Genomic DNA, 15,635 nt, shown 5'->3' with positions numbered 1-15,635 from the left:
GGCGCCTGATTGCCGGGGAGGGCATCCTCCCCGGCACTTTTTTGCCCGCCTCACGGGTCGCGGCGCGACCCGCTCTTGCCGCTGCGCTTGCCGCCCGCCGCCGTCGGGTCACCCTCCGTGGTGCTCTCGGTTGCCTGTCGTGGCAACATGCTGCCCCTGAATACCCTGCCCAAACAGTCAGATACGAGGATGTGGCCCCTGCTTGCCGATCTGTGCCACCGGATTGCCGCGTATGGAAAATTTTTGCCGCCAAAGGGGTAAAGCCTTGCCGCCGATCGCCGATACGGTAAGTGAAGGCGAAAGACTGGGTACCGGCAGGCGGCAATGGCTCGCCGCCGGGGCCTTCCAAACAGCGGAGCACAAGGAGCAAAGGCAATGGCACAGGTCATCAACACCAACATTGCGTCCCTGACCGGTCAGCGGCACCTGAGCAGCAGCCAGGCCGAGCAGCAGCAGGCCCTGGAGCGGCTCTCCTCGGGCAAGCGGATCAACTCCGCGGCCGACGACGCCGCCGGCCTGGCGATCAGCGAGCGCTTCACCTCGCAGATCGGCGGCATGAACCAGGCGGAGCGCAACGCCAACGACGGCATCTCCTACGCCCAGACCGCCGAGGGCGCCATGGAGGAGATGGGCAACCTCCTGCAGCGGGTTCGTGAGCTGGCGGTGCAGTCGGCCAACGACACCAACACCGCCGAGGATCGCCAGGCCCTGGAGGCCGAGGTGCAGCAGGCGGTGCAGGAAATCGACCGGATCGCCGCCAACACCCAATTCAACAACCAGAACATCCTGGACGGGTCGCTCGACGAGCTGGTCTTCCAAGTAGGTGCCAACCGGGCCCAGAGCATCAACACCAGTGGTATGGACGTGCGCGGCCACAACCTCGGTGCCGAGATCGGCGAGGGGCAGGCGGTGCAGCGCGCCCTTGATGAGGAAGGCAACTACGGCGATCTGGACCTGGATGGCTCGATCAACATCAACGGGCTGGATATTGACGTCAGTGGCTCGCGCAACGTCTCCGACGCCATGGACGCCATCAACGCCCAGTCCCGTGCCACCGGTGTGACGGCGTTCCGCGCTGACCGGGCCACCACCGAGTTGTTCGACTTCAACAATGACGGTGGCGCCAGCCTGGAGATCAACGGCACCACCATCAGCGTTGGTGAGGATGCCGGTGTCGGCGAGTTCGTCGACGAGGTGAACGCCGCCTCCGGCGACACCGGCGTCCGTGCCGAGATGGACGGCGACCAAGTGCGCTTCGTCTCCGAGTCCGATTTCCGCATCGAGCCGGGTGACGACAGCCCCATCGGCGATCTCGGGCTCGAAGGCGAGGAGAGTGGGATGCGCTTCGAGCGCGGCATCCAGCTCTCCACTGACCTGGGCCAGCGGATCGACGTCAATGGTGACGCCGACACCCTCGGGGCGCTCGGGATGTCCGACGAGCAAATGGAGATGAGCCGTCACCGGGTCAGCGGGCCGGATGCGCTGAGCGTGGCCACCCGGACCGACGCCGATGACGCCATCCGTACGGTGGACTTCGCCCTGGGGCAGATCAACGACGCCCGGGCCGACCTGGGTGCGGTGCAGAACCGCTTCGAGGCCACCACCAGCAACCTGCAGAACGTCTCCGAGAACATGGAAGCTTCCCGTTCCCGGATCCTGGATGCGGACTTCGCGGCCGAGACCGCCGCCATGACCCGCGCCCAGGTGCTGCAGCAGGCCGGTACCTCGGTCCTGGCCCAGGCCAACGAGGCCCCGCAGAACGTCCTGACCCTGCTGCAGTAAGACCCGAGGCGGAGCCCGGCTGACCCCCCGGGCTCCGCCACCGGCTCGCTGACCCCGAGACCGGTGCCATGACCCGCAGCAGATTCGGGATTCTTCCGTGAACGGACGCGGATAAAGAGAAGGAGGTGAGACGCCGGCCATGACCTGAACCCACGCGGGCCGACCCCGGCGGTGACCGTTGGTGGACAACGGAACCGTTAAAGCTTTGCCAGGGAGCGCCGATACGTTTGGGCAAGAGCGCGAGACGCGAGCCCAAGCGAACAGGTTCGCTCGTGCTGGGGTCAGCGAAACGGCGCCGTAACGGCGTCAGACGTGAGGAGACGGGTCATGGCACAGGTGATCAACACCAACGTTGCATCGCTGAACGCGCAACGGCACTTGAATTCTTCCCGGGGCGATCAGGAGGTGGCCCTGGAGCGGCTCTCCTCGGGGCTGCGCATCAACAGCGCCCGGGACGATGCGGCTGGGCTGGCGATCAGCGAGCGCTTCACCGGCCAGATCAACGGCATGGATCAGGCCGCCCGCAATGCGAACGACGGCATCTCGTTCGCCCAGACCGCGGAAGGCGCCATGGAAGAGATGAGCAACCTGCTCCAGCGGGTCCGCGAGCTGGCGGTGCAGGCGGCGAACGACACCAACTCGCCGTCGGATCGCGCCGCGCTCGACCGCGAGGTGCAGGCCGCCGTGCAGGAGATCGGCCGGATCGCCGAGACAACCCAGTTCAACCAGCAGAACGTGCTCAACGGCACCCTGCGCGAGCTGGTCTTCCAGGTCGGGCCGAACCGCGGCCAGACCATCAACGCCGGCGGCGTGGACGTCCGCGCCGAGAACCTGGGCGCCAATGTGGCCGAGGGGCGGGCGGTGCATCAGGCCGCCGGTGGTCCCGGTGTGGAGCTCCCGGGCGGGCTGCAGGTCAACGGTCACGAGATCGACCTGGGCGATGCGCGCGGGCTCAACGACGTGGCGCGCGAGATCAACGAGCGCCAGGCCGAAACCGGCGTGTCCGCCATGCGCGCCGACCGGGCCGAGACCCAGGCGGTAGAGTTTGACGGCTTGGGTGAGGGCGAGCGCGGTCAGCTGCGTATCAACGACCACGCCATCGAGCTTGACGAGAGCGTCACGGACATCGGCGAACTGGCCGCCCGGGTTAACGACCGGGCCTCGGAGACCGGGGTGCGCCTGGAGAACGGGGAAAACGGCTGGTCCTTCGTCTCCAACAGCGACTTCGAGCTCGAGTACTTCTCGGACGACGCCGAAGATGCCATCGGTGTTGGTGGGACCGAGATCGGCCAGGGGCTGGATCGCGCCGACGAGGAGAGCACCGGGCTCATCGTCGAGCGCGGCATCACCCTCTCCACCGAGATCGGCGGCGAGCTGCGGGTCGAACCGGTGGATGGCGACGACGATGCAGACCTGGGGCAGATCGGCCTGAAGAACTGGCAGCCCGGCGATGACTACGAGGACCTGCAGGCGGAGGCGTACACCATCGGCGGGGTCGACCCGGTTGATGTGCGCACCCGCGAGACCGCTTCCGATACCATCGTGGCGGTGGACTTCGCCCTGCAGCAGATCAACAACACCCGGGCCGATCTGGGCGCGATCCAGAGCCGGTTTGACGCCACCATCAACAACCTGAACATCTCCTCGGAGAACCTGAGCGCATCCCGCTCGCGGATCCTGGATGCCGACTTCGCCGAGGAGACGGCCGAGATGACAAGGACGCAGATCCTGCAACAGGCGGGGACCTCGGTGCTGGGTCAGGCCAACGAGATCCCGCAGCAAGTGGCACAGCTGTTGCAGCAGTAACGACGGCCGGGACCTCCGGGGAGCCTTCCGGAACCCGGCCCAGGGGCCTGGTAGCAGGGCCGGTCGGGAGGCTGTATGAGTGAAATGCACAAGGTGAGTTCCGTGACCAGCAGCATCAACTGGTCGCGGCCAACCGAGCAGGGGGACGGGGGGCGCCTTGCCCCCGAGCAGGACACGGCAGCACCGGTCCCCGCCGCCGAGACGGAAGAGCGCTCCCGCGTGCCGTTGTCCGAGCTCGAGCCGCTGGATCACTTCAAGGCGGAGGATCCCCAGGCGCTTGCCCGGGCGGTGGAGCGCATGGAGCAATTCATGCAGCGCGTCGGCCGGGACCTGGAGTTCCGGGTCGACGACAACACCGGCAAGACGGTGGTCACTGTCTACGTCCGCGGCACCGACGACGTGGTCCGTCAGATCCCCCCGGAAGAGATGCTGGCCATCGCCGCGCGCATGCGCGAGGTTCAGGGGCTGCTCTTCAACGGGGAGGCCTGAGCGTGGCCGGAACGCATCCGCCGCCGGAAGGGTCCACCGGGCAGGCCCGCTAGCGATACCTCGAGAGGTGACCCGATATGGTCTCACCGCTGGATCAGATGCCGAACATGCCGAGCCAGATGGACGTCGGCTCCGGCATCGACACCAACAAGATGGTCCAGGACCTGGTCCAGGCCGAGCGGGCACCCACGGAGCAGCGCCTGGGCCGGCGCGAGGAAGAACTGCAGGAGAAGCTCGAGGCCCTGGGGCAGATGCGAGGGGTCATCGGCGAACTCCAGGAGGCCGTCCAGGGGCTGGGCGATCCCGGCGCTTACTCCGGCATCGATGCGGAATCGAGCAACACCAGTGTGGCCGGGGTCTCGGCCAGCGAGGAGGCGCGCCCGGGCCAGTACGACGTGGAGGTGGAGCAGCTGGCGCGGACCCAGCGCATCGCCACGGCCAGCGGCGTGTTCGAGGACAGCGCCGATCCGGTCGGCACCGGCCGGCTGATGATCACCGACGGCCAGGGCAACGAGCAGGCGGTCACCATCGACGAGGAGTCGGCCACCCTGCTCGGCATCCGCGACGCCATCAATGCCCAGGCCGAGGGCGTGCGCGCCTCGGTGGTCGATGATGGCGCCGGGCCGCGGCTGGCCCTGGCTACCGAGCAGACCGGTCAGACCAATGCCATTACCCAGATCCGCGCCGAGCAGGATCCGGAAGCGGGCGAGGGCGATCTCTCCGCCCTGCAGTACAACGTCGCCGATCCCCAGACCGGCGAGCCCGCCGGCGCCTTTCAGGAGATTCGCCCGGCCAGCGACGCCGTAGTCACCATCGACGGCATGCGCGTCACCCGCCCTGAGAACCGCATCGAGGGGGCCATCGAGGGCGCCACCATCAGCCTCCAGGACGAGGGGCGCAGCCGCATCTCCATCGAACAGCAGACCGGGCTGGCCGAAGAGAACATCCAGCGTCTGGTCGACTCGTTCAATCAGGTCCGGGCGCAGCTCAACCAGCTCTCGGACTACGACCCCGAGGCCGAGAAGGCTGGCCCGCTGCAGGGGGACCACACCCTGCGCAACCTCCTCTCGCAGCTGAGCCGGTCCCTCAACGAGCCAGTGGAGGCCCTGGACGGGGCGCCGATTTCATCGTTGGGGGATCTCGGTGTGCGCACCAACCGGGACGGCACCCTGGAACTCGGTGGCGAGCGCCTGCAACAGATGGTTGGCGAGCACTCGGAGCTGGTCACGCGCATGATGACCGACCCGGAAAGCGGGGTGATGTCGCGGTTGGAGGGGGTGCTCGACAACGCCCTCGGCCGCGACAGCGTGATCGACATGCGCACCGAGGGGGTCGAGCGCCGCCTCGACGGTATCGCCGACGATCGCGAGCGCCTCGACCGGCGCATGGAGCGGCGCGAGGAGCAGCTGCGCAGCCAGTTCTCGCGGATGGACTCGCGGGTCGCTGAACTCAATCAGACCTCGGAGTTCCTCGAGCAGCGCCTGGCGGCCATGAACAGTCGGGATTAAGCGGTCAGAAGCTTCCGGAACGGAGGTTCCGCCCTCAAGGATCATGGGTAGCAGCCGCTAAAAGGATAGAGCGCGAACCAACTACCCCCAAGAGTAGGAACGGGATATGAGCATGCATCGCGGCATAAACCAATACCAACAAGTCGGGACCTACTCCAGCACGGCCTACGCCGACCCTTACCGGTTGGTGCAGTTGCTCATGGACGGGTTCCTCGACCGAGTCGCCCAGGCCCGCGGCGCCATGGAGCGCCAGGAGATCGCCCTCAAGGGCGAGCTGATCAGCAAGTCCATCTCCATCCTGGACGGCCTGCGTTCCGGGCTCGACCACGAGCGCGGTGCCGAGATCGCCGGCAACCTCGAGGAGCTCTACACCTACATGCAGCGCCGCCTGGTGGAGGCGAACGCCCAGAACGAGGTCCAGCACCTTGATGAGGTCGCCTCGTTGATGCGCGAGATCAAGAGCGCCTGGGACGCCATCCCGCCGGAGGTGCGTACCCGCGACGCTGCCGAGGCGGCCGCCGCCCGCGGCCAGTAGGGGGGCGCGTGGGCGGCGGCAGCGCCAAGGGCGGCGACGGGCGGGCGGCGGTGGCCGCCTCGGCCCGACGCCTGCTGGAGCTGTCCCGGCAGATGCGCCGTTGCGCAGAGGCCGGGGACTGGGACGGGGTCATGGAGCGCAATGGACTGCGCCAGGCGCACGCCCGCGGGTTGCCCGAAGACCCGGACCACCCCGGCGCTGACCTGGCCCGCCGCGCGCTGGCCCAATCGCTCGAGTGCGACCGCGCGGTCCGGGCGCTGATGGAGGCCGAGCGCGATCGCCTCGGCGCCGCCTCGCGCGACGAGCAGCACCACCGCGAGGTCCAAGACGCCTACTCGCGCTGTTCCGGCTAGGAAACACCTTGCCGGCGCCTGTGTCGTTTTTTTGACGGCCTGGTTAACCCGGCGTAAACTCGCCCCCTCGCAGACAGGCGATCCGTCATCGGAGGGGAGCGTTGGTTCAGGTCCTGGTGGTCGACAGCGACGCGGAGCGCCGGTCGGGTGTCGAGACGGTGCTGCAATTCCTTGAACACGAACCCATCCCCGCCGAGGCCGGCGATGCCGGCGGCGCCGCTACCCGCCACCCTGGGCTGGCCGCGGCGCTGGTGGGCATCGACGGACAGGAGCGCGCCTGCCTGCAGCGGGTCGTCGATAGCCGGCCCGAGCTGCCCGTCTTTCTCATTGCGCCGGATGCCGATGCGCGGCGCCGTGGCGGTGATCCGCAGCACGGTGTCCTCGGGGTGCTCGATCTGCCGCTGCGTCAGGGCCAGCTCACCGCCGCCCTGCGTCAGGCCCTGAGCCACAACGTCCGCCACCGCGAGCACGGTGCCGCCGGGCGGGCGCCGCGGCTGGCCGGCGAGAGCCGCGGTGTGCAGCGGGTTACCAGCCTCATCGAGCAGGTGGCCGACACCGACGCCAGCGTGCTGATCCTCGGTGAGTCGGGCACCGGCAAGGAGGTGGTGGCGCGCAACATCCACGCGCGCTCCTCCCGTCGGGCGAGACCCTTTGTGCCGATCAACTGCGGGGCCATCCCCGCCGACCTGCTCGAGAGCGAACTCTTCGGGCACGAGAAGGGCGCGTTTACCGGCGCCATCAGCGCCCGGCAGGGCCGTTTCGAGATGGCCCAGGGCGGCACGGTCTTCCTCGACGAGATCGGGGACATGAGCATGCACATGCAGGTCAAGCTGCTGCGCGTGCTCCAGGAGCGGACGTTCGAGCGGGTCGGCTCCAACAAGCCCATCCACGCCGACGTTCGGGTCATCGCCGCCACCCACCGCAACCTCGACACGGGGATCCGGGACGGCAGCTTCCGCGAGGATCTGTTCTACCGGCTCAACGTCTTCCCCATCGAGATCCCGGCCCTGCGCGAGCGCCCCGGGGATATCCCGGTGCTCGTCGAGGAGATCATCCGGCGCATCGAGGACGAGGGGCGGGGTTCGGTGCGGGTCAGCCCGGCAGCCATGTCCTGCCTGTCGGCCTACCACTGGCCGGGCAACGTGCGTGAGCTGGCCAACGTGGTCGAGCGTCTGGCCATCCTTTGCCCCTACGGCGAGGTGGGGGTCGAAGACCTGCCCCGGAAGATCCGGGAGGCGGCCCGCGAGGAGCTGGAGGATGGCGGCGCACCTGCGGGCGCCCCGGAGCCCGTCAACGGACAGGCCGGGGTGCCGCTGCCGGCGGTGGACTGGTCCGAGGGCATCGATCTCAAGGGCCACCTGACCGAGGTGGAGCAGGAGCTGATCCGCCAGGCCCTGGAGGCCACGAATGGGGTCGTCGGTCGGGCTGCCCGGCTGCTCGGGTTGCGCCGTACCACGCTGGTCGAGAAGCTGCGCCGGCTCGACGTCGAGCGCCCCGCCTGAGCCGGCACGCTCGGGCCGCCGGTCGGCAAGCACCGACCGTCAAGCGGCAAGCGGTTGCCGGTCTTGCCGGTCGACATAACTTTGACTGCCGGTTCCGCCCGCGGCGGCGGCAGCGCCTCGCCGGCCGCGTGGAATCCGGCGTTTAGCGCACCACCCCACCCCTGGCACGCCCCTTGCTTCAGAAGGGGCCGCCGCGGGGTACCACCGCGGCGCGGATTTGCGCTGAGGGGGACAATCCATATGGGTCAGCAACGCGTGCTCGTGGTGGCCCGCGAGCCGGGCCGCCGCAGCGAGCAGCGGCGCCGCCTGGACGACGCCGGGTTCGTGACCGCCGAGGCGGAAGACACCGGCTCCGCCCACGAACTCCTGGAGCAGGGCGGGATCGCTGCCGTCGTCTGCTTCGAGGACGCCGGTGACGGGGACAACTGGCGGGTGCTTACCCGGCACCCCATGGCTCCGCCGGTGATCGTCATCTCCGCCCGCGCCGAGGTCAGCGGCGCCGTCGCCGCCATGCGCGACGGGGCGGCGGACTACGTCGCCGAGGAGGCCCCGGCCGGCGAGCTGGCTGCCGCCGTGGCCCGGGTCACCGACGCCGGTCCCGAGCTGGTGGCCGAGGATCGCAGCAGCCGTCAGCTGATGGCGCTTGCCCAGCGGGTCGCCGGCAAGGACGTCACCGTCCTGTTGACCGGTGAGTCCGGGACCGGCAAGGAGATCTTCGCCCGCTACATCCACGAGCGCTCGCCCCGTGCCGATGGCCCCTTCATCGCCGTCAACTGCGCGGCGATCCCCGAGAACATGCTCGAGGCCCTGCTCTTCGGCTTCGAGAAGGGCGCTTTCACCGGGGCCAACCGGGCCCACGCCGGCAAGTTCGAGCAGGCGCAGGGCGGCACGCTGCTGCTCGACGAGGTCTCGGAGATCGAGCCGGGGCTCCAGGCCAAGCTGCTCCGGGCCCTGCAGGAGAAGGAGATCGAGCGCCTCTGCGGGCAGACGCCGATCCCGCTCGACGTCCGCGTGCTCGCCAGCAGCAACCGCGATCTGCGCGAGGCGGTGCGCAACGGGCGCTTCCGCGAGGACCTCTTCTATCGTCTGCACGTCTTCCCGATCCATCTGCCGCCCCTGCGCGAGCGCGCCGCGGACATCATCCCGCTCGCTCGCTCCTTCGCCCAGAAGTACGCCCAGCTTGGCGGCGGCTGCGGCGCAGACTTTACCCCCGAGGCGGAACGGCTGCTCATCCAGCACCCGTGGCCGGGCAATGTCCGCGAGCTCGAGAACGTCGTCCAGCGCGCGCTGATCCTCGCCGAGGGCAGCGCCATCGATGCCGAGGCGATCCGTTTCGAGCCCGTCACCGTCAGCGCTGGCGCCGACGCTCCGAGCACCGGGGAGTCGGCGGGCGCGAGCGCTCCGGTCGCCGGGGTCGCCGCGGCGGAGGGCACCCCCGGTCCGGCGGTGCGGCCGGAGGCCGCTGCCGGCCAGGACGCCGCAGCGACCCTCGAGGAGGATCTCAAGAGCCGCGAGTACCGCCGTATCCTCGAGACGCTCGATCGGGTCGGTGGCAACCGCAAGGAGGCCGCGGCGCGGCTGGGGATCAGCAGCCGCACCCTGCGGTACAAGCTGGCGCGCATGCGTCAGGAGGGCGTCGAGATTCCCGAGCGCTCCGGGATGCTCTACGCCTACGGCAACTGAGGTCGCGCCATGTCGGATTTTCGTATCGAGCAGGCCCTCGCGGAGATGCGCGCCATCGGCGGGCAGCCGGTGCAGCAGCCGGAGCAGGACGCGCCGCCGGTGGAGGAGTTCTCGGATCTCCTGCGGGATGCCGTCGAGCAGGTCAATGAGCGTCAGGTCCAGTCGAGTGAGCTCAAGGATCAGTTCCTCCGCGGTGAGGACGTTCAGCTCACCGACGTCATGATGGCCGCCCAGAAGGCCGATGTCTCCTTCGAGGCCATGAAGGAGGTCCGCAACCAGCTCCTGGAGGCCTACCAGGAAATCGCCAACATGCAGGTGTAACGCGTGAGGGGTCGCCATGGCGGATAGCCAGGCCATGACCGAATCGAGCGGCTCCTCGCCGCCGTCGCCGCTGGACAGCGGCGGCCAGGGCGGTGCCGGAGCCGAGGCGGGTGGCTTTGCCGGCGTGGGCCGGTTCGTGCCTGAGGACTGGCGTGAGCAGCTGACCCGTGTCCTCGGCGACAACCCGCTGCGCAAGCTCGGTCTCGGCGCCGGGCTGCTGGCGGTGGCCGGGCTGGGCGTGGCGATCTTCTTCTGGGCGCAGGAGCCCGCCGAGCTGCGTACGCTCTACGCCGATCTCTCCTCGGACGACGCCGCCGAGGTCATCAACGCCCTCGAGGAGCAGGGCGTGCGCGTCGAGTTCGACGAGCGCACCGGGGATATCAAGGTTGCGGAAGGCGCCGTCCACCGGGCGCGCATTTTCCTCGCCTCCGAGGGGCTGCCGCGCGGGACCGGGTTCGGCTACGAGATGCTCGAGGAAGACCCCGGGTTCGGCGTCAGCGAGTTCATGGAGCACGCCCGCTTCGACCGCGCGCTGGAGACGGAGCTGGCGCGCTCCATCGAGACCCTGCGCGGCGTGGTCAGCGCCCGCGTCCACCTGGACGACCCCGAGGAGTCGGTCTTCGTCCGCGACCGCCGCGATGCCAAGGCGTCGGTGGTCCTCGAGCTGGACCAAGACCGGCAGCTGCCCGACCGTCAGGTGGAGGGGATCATCCACCTGGTGGCCAGCGCCGTCTCCGATCTCGAGCACGGCAATGTCAGCGTGGTCGACCACCGCGGCCGTCTGCTCACCGCCGAGGATGAGCCCACCGAGGCGACCCGTTCGGCGCAGCAGTTCGAGCTCACCCGCCGGCTCGAGGAACGCATCCAGCGCCGCGTCGAGGACATGGTCGAGCCAATCATCGGCCCGGACCGCGTCCGCGCCCAGGTCAGCGCCCGGCTCAACTTCGACGAGCGCCGCCAGATCGAAGAGCTCTTCGACCCGGAGCGCAGCGCCATCCGCAGCGAGCAGATGAGTGAGCGCAGCGGCGGGGGCGGGCAGTGGCCCATCGGCATCCCCGGTGCGCTGACCAATCAGCCGCCCGGCCCGGGGACCCTCGACGGGGAGGAGCCCGAGGGCGGGGGCGGCACGCCGTTCAGCTCCGACGAGACCCGCAACTGGGAGGTAGGCCGGACGCTGAGCGAGGTGCAGCCGGCCATTGGCGTGATCGATCGGCTGACCGTCGGGGTTCTGGTCGATCACCGCTACGTCGAGAACGAGGACGGCGAGGTGGTCCGCGAGGCCCTCTCCGACGACGAGATCCAGACCCTGGAGAATCTCGTCCAGGACGCGGTGGGCTTCGACGCCGATCGCGGCGATGCCGTGAGCGTGGCCACCGTGCCCTTCGCCGAGATCGTTGAGCCGCCGGATCCGCCCGAGGAGGTCTGGGAGCAGGAGTGGGTGCGCGACTTGATCCGGCTGGCGGTCTTTGCTGCCATCGGATTGTTGATCTACATCGTCGCCATCCGCCCGATCGTCAACCGTATGCTCGGGGGCGAGGACGAAATGGACGAGGAGCGCGGCGGGGCCGAGACCGAGGGGCTGGAGCGCCCGGCCGGCGAGAGCCTGGAGAGTCCCGGCGGTGGGCAGGAGAGCGAAGCCGCCATGCGCCTGGCGGGGATCAGCGGCGAGCAGCTCAGCGACATGCGCGAGCGCCCCTACGAGGCCAAGCTCCAGGCCGTGCTCGAGCTCGTCGAGAACGAACCGGAGCTGGCGGCCAACGCCGTCAAGGCCTGGCTCGATGAAGACGACAAGCGCAAGGGCTGATGGCGATGATGAAGGGTACCGACCGCGCCGCGGTCCTCATGCTCACCCTCGGCGAGGACGCTGCCGCCGAGATCATGCGCTACCTCGGCCCGCGCGAGGTACAGAAGCTCGGCCTGGGCATGACGCAGATCGGCAACGTCAGCCGCGAGCAGGTCGACGAGGTCCTCGACGAGTTCATCCAGACCGCCGCCGAGCAGACCTCGCTGGGGATCGGCTCCACGGACTTCATCCGCAGCACCCTGGTCAAGGCCCTGGGCGAGGAGAAGGCCGGCTCGATCATCGACCGCATCGTCATGGGCGGCACCACCCGCGGGCTGGATCAGCTCAAGTGGCTGGATCCGCGGACCATCGCCGAGATGATCCGCCTCGAGCACCCGCAGATCATCGCCATCGTGCTCTCCTACCTGGAGGCGGATCAGGCGGGGTTGGTGCTCGCCGAGATGCCCGAGCGCGTTCGCCACGACATCGTCATGCGCGTGGCCACCCTTGAGGGCATCCAGCCCCGCGCACTGCAGGAGCTCGACGAGATCATGGAGAAGCAGTTCTCCGGTCAGCAGCGCCTGAAGTCCTCGACCATCGGCGGCCTGCAGTCGGCGGCGAACATCCTCAACAACATGGACGGGCAGACCGAGACCGCCATTCTGGACAACGTCAAGGAGCTCGACGAGGAGCTCGCCGACCGCATCCAGGAGCTGATGTTCGTCTTCGAGGACCTCAAGCAGATGGACGACCGCTCCATGCAACAGGTCCTGCGCGAGATCGACACCGGCTCGCTGACCCTGGCCCTGAAGGGCGCCAGCGAGGACCTGCAGGCCAAGTTCATGAACAACCTCTCGCGCCGTGCCGGCGAGATGCTCCAGGAGGACCTGGAGGCCATGGGGCCGGCGCGTCTGTCCGACGTCGAGGCCGCACAGAAGGAGGTCCTCGCCGTTGCCAAGCGCATGGCCGACGAGGGCACCATCAACCTGGTCAGTAGCTCCGACCAGTACGTCTGAACCCCACCCCCCCGGTGCCGCTGAGCCCGGGGGCGTGTCGCAGCCGGGAGGGCGCGGATGGACAGTGGCGATCGACGCCTGCGGATCATCCCTGGAGAGTTCGCCGAGACGGCCGAGGCGTGGGAGACGCCCGACTTCGACCAGCCCGAGATCGACCGTCAGCGCCAGGCCGAGCAGGAGCAGGCCCGGCGCATCGAGCGCGAGAAGCGCCGCCGCCGTCGCGAGCGCCGCCGCCAGGCAGTGGCCGAGCGCCTGCGCCTGGAGGACGAGGCACGGCGCTCGCTGCCGACGGTCGAGGAGATCGAGGAGATCCGGGCCACGGCTCGCCGCCAGGGCCACCAGGAGGGCTACGAGGCCGGTCGTCACGAAGGCTTCCACGCCGGCTACCCCGAGGGCCTGCAGGCCGGGCAGAGCGACGGCCGGCGGGCCGGGGCGGTGCTGGTGCGCCGGCTGCGGGCCCTGCTCGATACCCTGGGCCGGCCGCTGGAGCAGCTCGATCGGGACGCCGAGGATGAGCTGCTGCACCTGGTCTTCTCCGTGGCCCGGCGGCTGGCCCTGGAGGAGCTGCGTACCGACCCGGAGCACGCCCTGGCGGCAGTGCGCCAGGCGCTGCGCGAGCTACCGGCGCAGGAGCGCGGCCTGACCATACAGGTCCACCCGGAGGAGCACGGCTTCATCACCGAGCAGCTGGGCACCGAGGTCGGCGACAAGGGCTGGTCGGTGGTGGCCGACGCCCACCTCACCCCTGGCGGGTGCATCGTCACCACCGAGACCTCTCGGGTGGACGCCACCGTGGAGCGGCGCCTGGACGCCGTCGCCGAGCAGCTGCTCGGCGACGCCCACGCCGGCGAGGGGGGCGAGGCCGTGCAGCGCAGCTATCGCGGTCGTGCCCCCGGCGCCGAGGAGGACGATACGGCGGGTGAGGCCGGTGGCGAGGGTGCCGAGGCCCCGGCCGGCGATGACGGGGGCGGTCGGTGAGCACCGTTGCTGGTCTGGCCCAGGACTGGACCGCCCGCGTGCGCCGCCGGGTCGAGCACATCGAGCCCGTGCGCCCCCCGGTGGAGGGCGTGCTGCGGCGCATGGTCGGCCTGACCCTGGAGGCCGAGGGGTGTCGGGCGCCGCTCGGGGCGCGCTGCACCATCGAGGACGGCCAGGGCGGCGTCGAGGCCGAGGTGGTGGGTTTCGCCGGAGACCGCCTCTACCTTATGCCCACCGGCGATCTGCGCGGCGTCATGCCCAATGCCCGGGTCGTGCCCCGGGGCAGCGGCGCCCAGGCCCGGGTGGGCGAGGAGCTGCTCGGCCGGGTCATCGACGGCGGCGGGCAGCCCATCGACGGCGGCGGTCCGCTTAAGGCCCGGGAGCGCACACCGCTCATGGCCGAGCCGATCAACCCCCTCGAGCGCGCCCCCATCGCCGCGCCGCTGGACGTCGGGGTGCGCTCGATCAATGCCCTGTTCACCGTTGGCCGAGGCCAGCGCATGGGCCTGTTCGCCGGCTCCGGGGTGGGCAAGAGCGTGCTGCTGGGCATGATGACCCGCTACACCACCGCCGATGTCGTGGTGGTGGGGCTGATCGGCGAGCGGGGGCGCGAGGTGCGCGAGTTCATCACCGAGATCCTGGGCCGCCACGGCCTGGCGCGGGCGGTGGTGGTCGCCGCACCGGCCGACACGTCGCCGCTTTTCCGGCTCCACGGCGCCATGCGCGCGACCAGCATCGCCGAGTACTTCCGCGACCAGGGCTACAACGTCCTGCTGCTGATGGACTCGCTGACCCGCTACGCCCAGGCGCAGCGGGAGATCGGTCTGGCCATCGGCGAGCCGCCCACCACCAAGGGCTATCCGCCGTCGGTCTTCGGGTTGCTGCCGCGGCTGGTCGAGCGCGCCGGCAACGGCGCCGACGGGGGCGGCTCGATCACCGCCTTCTACACCGTGCTGGTCGAGGGCGACGACCAGCAGGAGCCCATCGCCGACTCGGCGCGGGCCATCCTCGACGGCCACCTGGTGCTCTCGCGCAGTCTGGCCGACTCCGGCGTCTACCCGGCGGTGGACGTCGAGGCCTCGATCAGCCGCGCCATGATGGCCATCACCAACGGCGCCCACCAGAAGGCGGCGCAGCGCTTCCGGGAGCTTTATACCGCCTACCGCCAGAACGAGGATCTGATCAGCGTGGGCGCCTACCAGCGCGGCTCGGACCCGCTGGTCGACCAGGCCATTCAGTACCAGCCCCGGCTGCGCGCCTTCCTGCAGCAGGATGTGAGCGAGGCGGTGGATTTCGACGAGTCCCTGGCATCCCTGGGACGACTGACCGGTGAGGTGAGCGGATGAGCAAGGGGGCCGAGCGACTGCGCCCGGTGGAGCGGCTGACCGACCAGCGCAAGGAGCAGGCCGCCAGCCAGCTGGCCCGGGCCGAGGGGGAGCTGCGCCAGGGCGAGGCGCGCCTGGAGGAGATCCTCGAGATGCGCCAGGAGTACCGCCGCCAGCTGACCCAGGACAACGCCATCGAAGCGGCCCGCCTGCGCGATTTCAACGCCTTCCTGACGCGGCTCGACGAGGCCATCGTCCAGCAGCGCCAGCAGATCGCCCAGCAGCAGCGCCGCGTCACCCAGCTGCACAAGGAGTGGCTGCGCCGCTGGGGCGAGCACCGCACCATCGAGAAGGTCGTCGAGCGCCGCGCCGAGGCCGAGCAGGCGGCGGCTGAGCGGCGCGAGCGCCAGGAGTCCGACGAGGTGGCGCGCATGCTCTACCAGGCCATCCAGCGCGGGGATCTGCCCGGCCAGGGGGGGTAGCCCCGGGGGCGCCGTGCTGGTTCGGATCTTGCACCTGATCCGGGGACGCGTTCGTCGCCATCGCTGGAGGAA

General features: G+C 69.8%; 14 protein-coding genes. All 14 read left to right on the top strand.

Translation table 11 applies throughout. From position 1 onward, the window contains the following. The first annotated feature begins 375 nt into the window (after positions 1-375). The 14 genes from CCR79_RS02965 (at position 376) to fliJ (ending at position 15,563) form a co-directional block, all read left to right on the top strand. Entirely contained in the window at positions 376-1,782 is a 1,407-nt protein-coding gene (locus CCR79_RS02965) for a flagellin (RefSeq protein WP_201168540.1), read from the top strand. Between the two features lie 327 nt (positions 1,783-2,109). Next, positions 2,110-3,588, top strand: a complete 1,479-nt coding sequence (locus CCR79_RS02960; protein WP_201168537.1) for a flagellin — start codon at positions 2,110-2,112, stop codon at positions 3,586-3,588. Positions 3,589-3,663: 75 nt separating this feature from the next. After that, positions 3,664-4,077 (top strand): flagellar protein FlaG, encoded by a 414-nt coding sequence (locus CCR79_RS02955; protein ID WP_201168534.1) that lies wholly within the window; start codon positions 3,664-3,666, stop codon positions 4,075-4,077. A 77-nt stretch (positions 4,078-4,154) separates the two neighbouring features. Continuing rightward, complete coding sequence (fliD, locus tag CCR79_RS02950) at positions 4,155-5,585, top strand: flagellar filament capping protein FliD (protein WP_201168531.1); 1,431 nt, start codon at positions 4,155-4,157, stop codon at positions 5,583-5,585. A 112-nt stretch (positions 5,586-5,697) separates the two neighbouring features. Then, a complete protein-coding gene (fliS, locus tag CCR79_RS02945; RefSeq protein WP_201168702.1) occupies positions 5,698-6,120 on the top strand; it encodes a flagellar export chaperone FliS in 423 nt (140 codons plus the stop codon). 8 nt (positions 6,121-6,128) lie between these two features. Continuing rightward, on the top strand, positions 6,129-6,473 hold the full coding sequence (locus tag CCR79_RS13615; protein ID WP_201168528.1) for a flagellar protein FliT: 345 nt from the start codon (positions 6,129-6,131) through the stop codon (positions 6,471-6,473). Between the two features lie 101 nt (positions 6,474-6,574). Further along, positions 6,575-7,975, top strand: coding sequence for a sigma-54 dependent transcriptional regulator (locus CCR79_RS02935; protein ID WP_201168526.1), 1,401 nt, complete (start codon positions 6,575-6,577; stop codon positions 7,973-7,975). Positions 7,976-8,215: 240 nt separating this feature from the next. After that, positions 8,216-9,658: a sigma-54 dependent transcriptional regulator gene (locus CCR79_RS02930; RefSeq protein ID WP_201168524.1), complete on the top strand. Its 1,443-nt coding sequence runs from the start codon at positions 8,216-8,218 to the stop codon at positions 9,656-9,658. A gap of 9 nt (positions 9,659-9,667) precedes the next feature. Beyond that, positions 9,668-9,979, top strand: coding sequence for a flagellar hook-basal body complex protein FliE (fliE, locus tag CCR79_RS02925; protein WP_201168521.1), 312 nt, complete (start codon positions 9,668-9,670; stop codon positions 9,977-9,979). Between the two features lie 16 nt (positions 9,980-9,995). Continuing rightward, positions 9,996-11,783, top strand: a complete 1,788-nt coding sequence (gene fliF, locus CCR79_RS02920) for a flagellar basal-body MS-ring/collar protein FliF (RefSeq protein WP_201168518.1) — start codon at positions 9,996-9,998, stop codon at positions 11,781-11,783. Positions 11,784-11,788: 5 nt separating this feature from the next. After that, a complete protein-coding gene (gene fliG / locus CCR79_RS02915; RefSeq protein WP_201168699.1) occupies positions 11,789-12,778 on the top strand; it encodes a flagellar motor switch protein FliG in 990 nt (329 codons plus the stop codon). 57 nt (positions 12,779-12,835) lie between these two features. Then, the gene (locus CCR79_RS02910) at positions 12,836-13,756 is read left to right on the top strand and encodes a flagellar assembly protein FliH (RefSeq protein ID WP_201168515.1); all 921 of its coding nucleotides are present in this window, start codon (positions 12,836-12,838) and stop codon (positions 13,754-13,756) included. Further along, positions 13,753-15,102, top strand: a complete 1,350-nt coding sequence (gene fliI, locus CCR79_RS02905) for a flagellar protein export ATPase FliI (RefSeq protein ID WP_201168512.1) — start codon at positions 13,753-13,755, stop codon at positions 15,100-15,102. Before CCR79_RS02910 ends, fliI begins: the two co-directional genes overlap by 4 nt. Continuing rightward, the gene (fliJ, locus tag CCR79_RS02900; RefSeq protein ID WP_201168510.1) at positions 15,099-15,563 is read left to right on the top strand and encodes a flagellar export protein FliJ; all 465 of its coding nucleotides are present in this window, start codon (positions 15,099-15,101) and stop codon (positions 15,561-15,563) included. The genes fliI and fliJ overlap by 4 nt, the downstream gene beginning before the upstream one ends. Positions 15,564-15,635 lie beyond the last annotated feature (72 nt).

Source organism: Halorhodospira halophila (assembly GCF_016653405.1).
In the GTDB taxonomy this organism is placed as follows: Bacteria; Pseudomonadota; Gammaproteobacteria; order Nitrococcales; family Halorhodospiraceae; genus Halorhodospira; species Halorhodospira halophila_A.
Note: the sequence above shows the minus strand (reverse complement) of the source record. Positions and strands in the feature narration are given on the sequence as shown.